Annotated in this window: 8 protein-coding genes and 1 pseudogene; all 9 read left to right on the forward strand. The window is 29.8% G+C overall.

Going from position 1 to position 11,532, the window contains the following annotated elements; all coding sequences use genetic code 11:
* Entirely contained in the window at nucleotides 1–1,410 is a 1,410-nt protein-coding gene (gene dnaA, locus DK405_RS00005; RefSeq protein ID WP_045912167.1) for a chromosomal replication initiator protein DnaA, read from the forward strand.
* 18 nt (nucleotides 1,411–1,428) lie between these two features.
* A complete protein-coding gene (dnaN, locus tag DK405_RS00010; RefSeq protein ID WP_045912168.1) occupies nucleotides 1,429–2,727 on the forward strand; it encodes a DNA polymerase III subunit beta in 1,299 nt (432 codons plus the stop codon).
* A gap of 249 nt (nucleotides 2,728–2,976) precedes the next feature.
* Complete coding sequence (locus tag DK405_RS00015; protein ID WP_045912169.1) at nucleotides 2,977–3,657, forward strand: VirB8 family type IV secretion system protein; 681 nt, start codon at nucleotides 2,977–2,979, stop codon at nucleotides 3,655–3,657.
* A complete protein-coding gene (locus DK405_RS00020) occupies nucleotides 3,644–4,078 on the forward strand; it encodes a TrbG/VirB9 family P-type conjugative transfer protein (RefSeq protein WP_045912184.1) in 435 nt (144 codons plus the stop codon). Before DK405_RS00015 ends, DK405_RS00020 begins: the two co-directional genes overlap by 14 nt.
* The gene (locus tag DK405_RS00025; protein ID WP_045912170.1) at nucleotides 4,078–5,607 is read left to right on the forward strand and encodes a TraB/TrbI/VirB10 family type IV secretion system protein; all 1,530 of its coding nucleotides are present in this window, start codon (nucleotides 4,078–4,080) and stop codon (nucleotides 5,605–5,607) included. Before DK405_RS00020 ends, DK405_RS00025 begins: the two co-directional genes overlap by 1 nt.
* A complete protein-coding gene (gene virB11, locus DK405_RS00030) occupies nucleotides 5,607–6,596 on the forward strand; it encodes a P-type DNA transfer ATPase VirB11 (RefSeq protein WP_045912171.1) in 990 nt (329 codons plus the stop codon). Before DK405_RS00025 ends, virB11 begins: the two co-directional genes overlap by 1 nt.
* Nucleotides 6,596–8,368, forward strand: a complete 1,773-nt coding sequence (locus DK405_RS00035) for a type IV secretory system conjugative DNA transfer family protein (RefSeq protein ID WP_045912172.1) — start codon at nucleotides 6,596–6,598, stop codon at nucleotides 8,366–8,368. The genes virB11 and DK405_RS00035 overlap by 1 nt, the downstream gene beginning before the upstream one ends.
* A gap of 147 nt (nucleotides 8,369–8,515) precedes the next feature.
* A pseudogene (locus DK405_RS00040) lies at nucleotides 8,516–8,827 on the forward strand (transposase); the annotation flags it as partial.
* 517 nt (nucleotides 8,828–9,344) lie between these two features.
* On the forward strand, nucleotides 9,345–11,144 hold the full coding sequence (locus DK405_RS00045; RefSeq protein ID WP_045912174.1) for a hypothetical protein: 1,800 nt from the start codon (nucleotides 9,345–9,347) through the stop codon (nucleotides 11,142–11,144).
* The last annotated feature ends 388 nt before the right edge of the window (nucleotides 11,145–11,532 follow it).

Consider the following 11,532-nt stretch of genomic DNA (forward strand, 5'->3'; position numbering starts at 1 on the left):
ATGAATACACTTCTGCAACAGCAAAATACTACTAAAGATGGGTTATACTTTCATGAGTTATGGAGTAATGTCAAGAGAGATTTAAGGAGTCATTATGGTGAAGCTGTATTTAAAAGTTGGTTTAGTAAAATGAATATGGTTGATTTTACAGATAGTTATATAAAGCTGTCTGCTCCTACTAATTTTACGCGCGATTGGATAAAGGCTAACTATTTTGATTCTATTAGGCAGCTATTAGCATATTATGATAGTTCTATTACAAGAGTTGATATTGTTACTTCTGCTATTGACCATCAAAATTCTGATTTGGCATTTTCTACTCAACAAAATACAGATAATAATAATCAGCAATATAGTACTAAAAGCAGCAATAATGTTATTTTTTCCTCAACGCTAGATCCAAGATTTACTTTTGATAATTTTGTAGTTGGTAGGCCAAATGAGTTAGCATATGCAGCAGCAACTACAGTAGCTGAATCGCCAACTGCTGTTGCAAAATCTAATCCTCTTTTTTTATATGGCGGAGTTGGTCTTGGAAAAACACATCTAATGCATGCAATAGCATGGCATATTCAGAACAGTAGTTCTAAACGTAAAGTAATTTATATGTCAGCTGAAAAATTTATGTATCAGTTTGTTCAATCTTTAAGAAATAAAGATGTTATGTCATTTAAAGAACAATTCAGGTCAGTAGATGTGCTTATGATTGATGATATTCAATTTATTTGTGGTAAAGATAGTACTCAAGAGGAGTTTTTTCACACATTTAACGCACTAATCGATAATAAGCGACAAATGGTGATTTCATGTGATCGATCTCCATCTGACCTGGACAATATTGAAGAAAGAATTAAATCTAGATTAGGATGGGGATTAGTGGCAGACGTCCATAGTACAACTTATGAGCTAAGATTAGGCATACTGCAGTCCAAAGTGGAACAGCTGGCTACAGCAGTTCCGCTAAAAGTATTAGAGTTTTTAGCTGCTAAAATTACTTCAAATGTACGCGAACTAGAAGGAGCTTTAAACAAAGTGATAGCCCATTCCACTCTAGTTGGATATGAAATTACTATTGAAAATACTCAAGAAATTTTAAGAGATTTGCTACGATCTAACCAGAAAACAATTACCATTGATAGCATTCAAAAAAAAGTAGCTGAGCGTTATAATATTAAGATATCTGATATGTCATCTAGTAGAAGATCAAGATCAGTAACTAGGCCACGTCAGCTTGCAATGTATCTTGCAAAACGGCTGACATCTAAGAGTTTAGTAGATATTGGAAAAGCATTTGGCAAAAAAGATCATACCACAGTTATGCATGCTATTAAAACAGTAGAAGATCTAAGTAAACAGGAGCAAGAATTTGAAGATGAAGTACGTCTATTAATGAGAATACTGCAAAATTAATATGAGTAATGAATAATTATGAATACTAAGTATCCAAAGGTTGATCATAATGATCTGGTAATATCTGACTTTAACATCAAGCTTGATACCAAAAATTTTTCCCGTGCTCTCAATTTTTGCATGCCTATACTGGAAAAAAAAAATGTAGATCAAATTTTAAGTAATGTTAAGCTTACTCATATCAATGATACTGTAGAAAAACGTTTGGAAATAAGCGCTACTGATGGAGATATTTTTATTTATCAAAAGCTACCAATTAAAATTAGTAAAAATGATATTAGCATAACTCTTCCATTACAGGCATTAAATGAAATAGTGAAAAAAATTCCACATGATGAATTTACTATCTATTGTAACCAAGATAATAAAATTGTGCAAATTAAAGGAGGTGAATATCTTGAGTTTAATCTAGCAACATTGCCTATCAATCTTTTTCCAGTAATTGAAGAACTTACTGATGCAGATTTTATTATTCACGTCACTGCTATGCAGTTAGCGCAGATGATTGAATATACTAAATTTGCTATATCTACAGAAGAAACACGATATAATCTCAATGGTATTTATCTACATTCAAAAGACTATAAATCATTAATAGCAGTAGCGACTGACGGGCACAGGCTCGCAAGTGCTAAATGCACCATTGATACTTTTAAAACCAATATATCTAGTAGTGATGGCTTTGGTGTTATTTTGCCACGTAAAACTATAACAGAATTATATAAAATTTTTAAAGAACCATCAATAAATCAATATAACGTCATTATAAAAGTAAAAAGTAATAAAATACAATTCGATTGTCAAAATATTACTATTATTTCAAAATTAATAGATGGTAACTTTCCAGAATATGAGCTGTTTATTCCTGCTAATAACACAAAAAAAATAATTCTTAACTCTAATGATCTTTCTGAATCAATTGATAGAGTTTCTACTATCGCAGTTGAAAAATCTAAAATAGTTATTTTAGATTTAGATCATCATGCTATTACAATTAGGGCTCACGGTAATGCTCAATGCAAGGCTAAAGAGTTATTACTTCGACAACAGCAGAATAACAAGAATGATCAACATCAATCTTCTAAACAGGAAGTAGAAAAATATGAATATATAGGCGATGATCAACTTACAATAGCATTTAATGCAAAATACTTGCTTGATGTTTTAAGTGTATGTAATAATATTAAAATTCCTATTGAATTTAAAGACTCTATATCTCCAGCTTTGATTCAATTCGAAGAAAAAAATACTAGTGCAACTTTTATAATAATGCCAGTTAGTGTCCCTACTCAAGAGTTTGTTAGTGCTCCTACTTAAGAGTAAGATATTTATAATATAGTGTTTTTGCTATGCTATATATTTGCGTTGTTTATTTGTTGTTTATTTATGGTTTGTTTTTTAATAATGCTAATATTAGCATTAACTTGTTTTATGATTGCTATTACAATTCTGCTACATTTTTTATAGATAACAATTTATTAGTAATTAAAAAGTAATGTTACACTTAACATAATTATAAAAAAGCTTACTATAAAAATAAATAGTAATATACTTATTAATATTGAAATGTTTTTTTGGAAAAATAAAAAGAAAGTTGAGCAGCAACAGCAAAATAAGCCTGCTGTAAAAAGTTGGTTTAATGATCACTATGAGACTGTGCTAGTACAGCGTAACATTGCTGTATTGTTGTCATTTATATGTATAATATTAATTTTTATAGCAGTAGTTGCTGTGATGAAAATATCTTTAGCAAGAAATTTTGAACCATTTGTAATACAGATTGAAGAAAAAACTGGTGCAACTAGAGTTGTTAATCCAGTTGGAATTGAAGTATTAAATACTGAAAAAGCGTTAGCGCAATATTTTATTAAATTATATATTTCTGCTAGGGAAACATATAATCCAGTAGATTTTGAGATTAAAGCTAGACAAACTATTAAATTATTGTCTAATAACAATGTTTATTGGTCATATTTGAATTTTATTAATCGAAAGGAAAATGATCCAAGGTTAATATATGGGCAACGTGAAACTACAACATTAAAGGTTAGATCATGGTCAGAGTTGCCTGACAGAAGGTTTATTGTTCGAATTGCAATACATGAATCTATAAGCGGAAAGGTATTTAATAAGATTGTTGTAGTACAGTATCAATATGTTCCTATGGAACTTTCTCCTGAAGAATTTGATATTAATCCAGTAGGTTTTCAAATTATAGGATATAGAATAGATGATGATTATAGTTAGAATATTTCTTATTTTTTATTTGTTATTTTCCTCAGTAGTATATAGTAGTTATTTTGAGGAAGAATTTCCTACTACAGCTGATGATAGAATTAAAACTTACATATATAATCCTAGCGATGTTTATCTATTAGTATTGCATGCTGGATTTCAATCAAGTATTGAGTTTGCTAAAAATGAGGAGATTAGAAGTATTTTCTTTGGCGATAATTATGCTTGGGAAGTTACATATCCACTACCAAACAGAATATTTATTAAATCCCTTGAAAAGAATGTGCGAACCAATATGACTATTATCACAAATAAGAGAACATATGAGTTTGATATTGTATCTAAGGAGCTAGAAGTAGGGCGTGAACATGACTTAGTTTATTTAATTAGATTTTATTATCCACAAAAGAAAGCGTGCAATAAAGAAAAGTAATGCAAAATATTAATAACGATTCTAATCAAGATCCACAGGGCCAATATGATCATTCTGAGGATTCTAAAGTAGTTGGACCAGAAGTACATAATGAATTTTCAAAAGTTGCATCTAGTGCTAAAAGGAGTGTTTTATTAACGATAGTAATAGTAGTTATATCCATTGTAATACTATATTTCGTAATCTCTAGTATCTTTATTGACGAAAGTCCTAAAGAGGAAAGTATAGCTGTTCCAGTACCAGTTGATGTTATCAAGCCAAATATTGAATTATCAGGAGATATTGTTATACCAGAATTGCCTACGATACCTACTCTGATAACTCCAGAATTGCCAGAAATAAAAGTACCAAATCAAGCGAAATTAAATGACTTGAATAACGATAACTCTAGTAAAGATGAAGCAGTTCAGTCTAATAAACTGCCAACAGAACCGAAGTTAATTAAGCCACCAGTTTTACCATTAACAGAACAAGGTGAGTATAATAACGCTAAACAAGATGCTAAAATACCTTCATTAGACTTATCTGCTCAAACTAAAGATAGAGCTGCTCGTTTACAGGAAAAAAGAACATCTACTAATATTGTACTAATTAATAAATCTCCTCCTTCTCCAACAAGAGAAGAAATGGAGCAGATAAGAAATTTTACTGATGCAGGAGAACTAAGATATTTATTGGGAAGGGGGACAGTAATTGATGCGGTAATTATAAGTGCAGTAAACTCTGATTTTATTGGAGAGATAGTAGCTATGGTAAGTAAAGATGTTTACTCTCAAGAAGGAAAAACTGTCTTAATTCCAAGAGGCTCAAAAATTTTTGGTTATCCTAGTGTATTAGATAATGCCGCTTATGGCAGAATGATGATTACTTGGTCAGAAGTACAGATTGCAGGTAGTCAATATAAACTAAATTTATCTGCTCCAACTATTGATAGATTAGGCAAAATAGGAGTTACAGGAAAAGTTAATAATAAAAACTTAGCAAGAATTATGCATGCTGTTTTAGTATCAGCTGTTAATATAGGTGCAGCATTTACACTCGATAAAGTAGTAGCGTTACAGCAACAGATGGCTAATACAACTAGTGGCCTCACTGGTACGTTAATTAAAAATGCGATGAATATTAACAATGATTCTGTAAAGAGTGATAGTCAAAAGATAACAGAGATTTGCGGTATGAGTCGTAGTCTTATAACTGATAAATCATCATCTGTATATACTACTATCAATAAAAAATGCATGGAAATTGAGACATCAATAATAGCAAATGTAGACGATAAACAAAAGCTATCATCTTTAATAAACACAATTATTAATATCTCAAATTCTACTGCTGATAATAGCAATAGTAATACTCAAAAAGCAACTGATACTGCTTTAAACGATGTAGTTAATGCAATAAAAAAAATAATTCCAAGTCAAGAATTTAATAGAACTATTACTCTTAATCAAGGACAGAATATTAAAATATATGTTAACAAAGATTATTTGTTTCCAACAAAAGCAGTTAGTGGAGTAAGAGTACTCTGATGAAGAATAATATTGCACTTGAAACCTATTTAACTCCTTTTAAATTAATTTTTGATGAAGCAGGAGTAAATGAGGTGATGATTAACCGCCCTGGTGAGGTTTGGGTTGAAAAAAAGGGAAGCTATCGTCAAGAATTAATGAAAGATCTAGATTTTAGTCATTTAGCTGCTTTAGCTAGGTTAATAGCTCAGTCAACTGAACAAGTTATTTCTGAAGAAAAACCATTACTTTCAGCTACTCTACCTAATGGCTATAGAGTGCAGGTAGTTTTTCCACCAGCTTGCGAAGTTGGATCAATAGGTATAGCTATTAGAAAAGTATCTTCTTTAAATATGACTTTAGAAGATTATAATAAAACAGGAGCATTTGATTACACGGCGATTGATGAAGTAATTGATGAAAATGATAAAATACTTAGTGAATACCTTATTAATAAACAATTCAAAAATTTTTTGCAGCATGCAATAAAGTCCAAAAAAAATATTATTATTAGTGGTGGTACCTCTAGTGGTAAAACAACTTTTACTAATTCAGCTTTATTAGAAGTTCCGCATACAGAAAGACTAATTACTGTTGAAGATGCTAGAGAAATTAGCATACCTAATCATCCAAATCGCTTGCATTTATTAGCTTCAAAAGGAAATCAAGGACGAGCAAAGGTTAATACTCAAGATTTAATTGAAGCTTGTTTAAGGCTAAGGCCTGATAGAATAATAATTGGTGAGTTGCGAGGAGCAGAAGCATTTAGTTTTTTACGTGCTATTAATACAGGGCATCCAGGATCAATATCAACTTTACATGCAGATACTACTGCAATGGCTTTGGAGCAGTTAAAATTAATGGTAATGCAAGCTGGACTAGGAATGCCGCCAGATGAAATCAAAAACTATATTAATGCAGTAATTGATATAGTAGTGCAATTGAAGCGTGGTGATCGTGGAATTAGATATATTTCTGAAATATATTTTAAAAAAATGAGAAAAAAATAATGAATGAGAATGCATTTTTAACTAAGATTAGAAATCTAGTTATAAAGATAATGGTTCATTGTATTGGAGTAATATTAGTAGTTTTCATTATTAAATTTTTTATACTCTTATTTACTATTAAACATCAAAATTTAATAGATGTATTACTAACTTTTAATGTATCCATTGTATATCAATATCTAATCTGGATTATAAATTCTTGGACTTTAATTGATTTTAGTAGTTATGATTACTTAAAACTTAAATTAGTATTTTCCTTTATAGTTCCACCTGTTATAACTATAGTGTTATATATCAAAAATTTCGAGAAAATTAAGAGTTGGCAACCATATAAATTGAAAGAAAAAGTATACGGTGATGCACGTTGGGGAGATCAAGATGATATAAAAAGAGCTGGTCTTAGGTCAAAACATGGTACATTGTTAGGTGTAGATAAGGGAGGATACTATGTTGCAGATGGATTTCAACATGCTTTATTATTTGCTCCTACTGGTTCAGGTAAAGGGGTAGGTTTTGTAATTCCAAATTTATTGTTTTGGGAACATTCAGTAATAGTTCACGATATTAAGCTTGAAAATTATGAATTAACTAGTGGCTGGCGAGCTCAGCAAGGACAAAATGTTTATGTATGGGAGCCAGCTAATCCAGATGGTATTACTCATTGTTATAATCCAATAGATTGGGTTAGTAGTAAACCTGGTCAGATGGTTGATGATGTGCAGAAAATTGCTAACCTAATTATGCCAGAAAAAGACTTTTGGAATAATGAGGCTAGAAGTCTGTTTTTAGGAGTTGTATTATATTTAATTGCTGATAATACAAAAGCTAAAACATTTGGCGAAGTGGTTCGTACTATGCGCAGTAATGATGTAGTATATAATTTAGCGGTAGTATTGGATACTATGGGAGGAGTTATTCATCCAGTTGCTTATATGAATATTGCTGCTTTTCTTCAAAAAGCTGATAAAGAACGCTCTGGAGTAATATCAACTATGAATTCTGGTCTTGAATTATGGGCCAATCCATTGATCGATGCTGCAACTGCTTCATCAGATTTCAATATCTTAGAAATAAAAAGAAAAAAAACAACAATATACGTTGGCTTAACACCTGATAATATCAATAGATTGCAAAAATTAATGCAAGTATTTTATCAACAGTCTACTGAATTTTTAAGCAGAAAAATTCCTGATGTTAAGGAAGAACCTTATGGAGTAATGTTTCTATTGGATGAGTTTCCAACTTTAGGTAAAATGGAACAATTTAAAACTGGAATTGCTTATTTTCGAGGTTATAGAGTAAGGCTATTTTTGATTATTCAAGATACGCAGCAGTTAAAAGGAACATATGAAGAAGCAGGAATGAATTCATTTTTATCTAATTCTACTTATAGAATTACATTTGCTGCTAACAATTATGAGACTGCTAACTTAATATCGCAGTTATGCGGCAATAAAACAGTTAAACAAGCTTCGCATAGTCAACCTCGCTTTTTTGATCTTAATCCAGCTACTAGAACTATGAATATTTCTGAAGTACAAAGAGCATTATTATTACCACAAGAGGTTATTTTATTGCCACGCGATGAGCAAATTATTTTAATTGAATCGTTTCCACCAATACGGTCTAAAAAGGTTAAATATTATGAGGATAAGTTTTTTACTAGTAGATTACTACCCCCTTCATTTGTTCCAACTCAAACACCTTATGTTCCTCCAGATTATAATGCTACAGCTGATGATAGTAATAACGTAGACAATAATCAAAAATAAGTAAAGTAATAAGTTTATCTAAGAACTATTTTATTTACTATAGTCATTTACAATGAGGTTTTGAGCATAGAAAAAATTGCTCATATTTCTATATTAAAGTATGAGTTTATAATACTATACTTAATAACTTGAACATTGACCATTGTAACATTTTCAAAGATGGTGGATATTTTGAGGAAAGCTGATGGTCTTAAGAAATCAAAAAGTTGGCGTAAAAATAAGCTTAATTTGAAAGCTCTAATAGTGGTAGACAAGAAAACGCATCAAGTAATATGTACAGATTTTTCTAACGGTAAAAAACATGACTTTAGATTATTTAAGAAATCCAAAATTCTTATTCATCCTAAGGTTAAAGCGATTACTGATACAGGATATCAAGGTATACAAAAAATTCACAATAATTCTGAATTACCAAAGAAAAAAAGCAAGAAAAATACTTTAACTAAAAATGATAAGAAGTAAAATAATGATATTTAGAAAAAAAATTAGAAAACAGAATCTAAAAGCCATATCCAGATTTATCTGTTAGATAAGCTAGAAAAAAAGCAAGAAAATTCAAAGACACTAATGACGAAAAGAATATATCCAATGGAAGTAAGACGTCAACAATATAGCTAAGCTAATATAAAACAGTTATTTTATATTGAAAAAATGGTTTCAATATAAATCAAAAAGAATCAAATATCACTGTGCTTAGATATGCTATTCAAAAAGTATATAATATAACTGTTTTATACTAGTTTAGATATATTAGAAGAGTATTTACTGCTTTATTCTCCTGATTTAAATCCTATTACACTTGAAATTTTCTTTAAAATATATACTATTAGTTGAATTACTTGAATTGTGTGGTACGATAAGGCGCAAGTTATAATGATAGCTTATTCGAAGGTTTATATATTCTCTTTTTTTCAGTAACCATATTCAGAGAATTTAACTATATACGCAAAGATATATTAATTAATGAGGGCTTTAAATGCTTAAAGACAGAATTACAAAAAGTATATTAGCAACGAAGTTATTTAAAACATTAATAGCTTCTAATCAATCTAAATTTACAGAAGAAGATATTTTATTGTTAAGTAAAAATCTTATAAAAACCTTAAGCGACATTTCTGAAAAAAAAAGTGTAGCAAGTATAGAAGAATACCAAGAATGTCTTTCTGAGTTAGATGATCGAGACTTAAGCAAAGTATTGAAAGTATTACAGGATATTTTTGCAGGGGAGGAGCATAAAGAATTCAGAGAAATTATTGAGTTACCACTTTTAGATAGGCTAACTACACAATTTAAAATAGAACGTATACAAGAATTAAATAATCAACAAGCAAGAAATTTTAATAAAAACTTAAGCAATAACAATATTGAAGAGCTGCTGCGTGATAAAAACATTGCTAAACAAGGGGAATTTTCTCCTAAAGGTCCTAAACGAGCTGGGATTTCTGCAGGATATATTGCTACTGAAAAGTCTAGTGGCAATACTTTTCTTATAAAGCAGTTTTATAAAAGCAATACTAGTGCTAAAAAAAGCTCAACAAGTATTTTATGTTGTATAAAATCACAGACATCAGACCAATATCAAAGTGATATGATAGATGCTATGCAAGAATTACTAGCATCACATATGTATCAATTATTATTATATGATCGAGCTCCTAAAGAAGCGTTAACAATGCCAGATAAATCGAATTCAAATTTTCTTTATATACGATCTAAATTTCTTAAGAATGCAGTAACACTTTCTGAGTTTTCTGGCTTGAAAGGTGTTACTTGTGTTGATCCAAGAGCCAGCTGTCTAAAACAATTAGATGGATTTGAAAAAGTAATTGCTGCTTGCCATATGTTAGGAGATATGGATTATCATGCTGCTAATTTAATGGTACTTGATGGTAAAACTGTAGCTAAAGTAGATCATGGCAGATCACTTATGCAATATCATAAAGATTTTGCAAGTATGGTTAGCACAACATATAAAAGCTTTAAAAGAAAAAGTAAAAAGTATGATTTAGCAATTCAATCTGGTAACTTACGCTTTGATATTGATAAATATAATACTGCACTAAAAAAAATGATAGATCAATTAAATGAAGAGCAGATAGAGACTGTAATAGAGCAAAAAGCTGCTGAGCTAAGAAAGCTAGGATTTAATCCAAATGACTTAATTGTACAAGCGAGCTTTGGAAGTGGTATAGTTAATAGTGCTGTCATAAGTAACTACAAAGATCTTGAGGAATTTTATAAAGAAAATCTGAAAAAAAACCTTCAAAATATGAAAGAAATAGCTAAAGCAACAAATATAGTAGCTAAGTTTAGCAATGTATCTCAAGATTTTAAACAAGGACGATGGTTAAAAGCTTTTGCTACTTCTAAAGCACAAGATCCAGTATTATATGCACATAATACTAATATTGAAATTGATCAAAAAAGTGCCTTAAAATGGGCTATTGATAATAATTATGAGATTAAAGATTATGACAGTCATATATACTGTGATTGGCAACAAGAATGGCTAAAAAGTAATCATGATAAATTGCAAAAAATAAAACAGTGTGTTTTAGAGCAAGAAAAAAAAATAGCTGAATTTAATGCTGCAGATTTTATGATAGAAAGCGAAAATCATCAAAAAAGTTTAAGTAATAAAATTGATTTTTTATCAAGTAGTAAAGAAGTTTTACTAAAGTCTGAAGTAAGTCATAAGTTTGATATTAATCAAAAAAAAGAACCTGCAGTATTTAAGCTCAAACCTAAAACTTCACAAGGAAGGAGCATGGTTTGACTATATAGTCTAACTCATCAAATGTATCAATTTATAGATTATCTTGTTTATTACACTTCATGAAATGTAATAAACAGTTTAATATTTTTTCCTTCTATAAAAATCCCTAGTCCAATATAAGGAGATAGGTTAGAGTATATTTAGAATAGGGATTACAAGAATAGATTAACAGGAATATATGATAGACGTAATAGAAAAAAGAGAACTGTAAAAAAGATATGGAGAGGTGAAGATCTCAAGAAAAAATGAGAACTGAATATGATCCCATAGTAGAGCTTTTCTAGATAATATGTGATTTTTGCAAATATTTTAAAGAATTGATTAAAAATAAAATAACATAAACTATCAAATTATTCGAAACTATTTTCATGTTCTTCTTTCACCTAAT

Source organism: Orientia tsutsugamushi (genome assembly GCF_900327275.1).
Classification (GTDB): domain Bacteria; phylum Pseudomonadota; class Alphaproteobacteria; order Rickettsiales; family Rickettsiaceae; genus Orientia; species Orientia tsutsugamushi.

What these genes read in the sequence shown, in the direction of transcription:
- DK405_RS00035 (WP_045912172.1), top strand. Translation starts at nt 6,596, where the DNA reads ATGAATGAGAATGCATTTTTAACTAAGATTAGAAATCTAGTTATAAAG.
- DK405_RS00045 (WP_045912174.1), top strand. Translation starts at nt 9,345, where the DNA reads ATGCTTAAAGACAGAATTACAAAAAGTATATTAGCAACGAAGTTATTT.
- dnaA (WP_045912167.1), top strand. Translation starts at nt 1, where the DNA reads ATGAATACACTTCTGCAACAGCAAAATACTACTAAAGATGGGTTATAC.
- virB11 (WP_045912171.1), top strand. Translation starts at nt 5,607, where the DNA reads ATGAAGAATAATATTGCACTTGAAACCTATTTAACTCCTTTTAAATTA.
- DK405_RS00015 (WP_045912169.1), top strand. Translation starts at nt 2,977, where the DNA reads ATGTTTTTTTGGAAAAATAAAAAGAAAGTTGAGCAGCAACAGCAAAAT.
- DK405_RS00020 (WP_045912184.1), top strand. Translation starts at nt 3,644, where the DNA reads ATGATTATAGTTAGAATATTTCTTATTTTTTATTTGTTATTTTCCTCA.
- DK405_RS00025 (WP_045912170.1), top strand. Translation starts at nt 4,078, where the DNA reads ATGCAAAATATTAATAACGATTCTAATCAAGATCCACAGGGCCAATAT.
- dnaN (WP_045912168.1), top strand. Translation starts at nt 1,429, where the DNA reads ATGAATACTAAGTATCCAAAGGTTGATCATAATGATCTGGTAATATCT.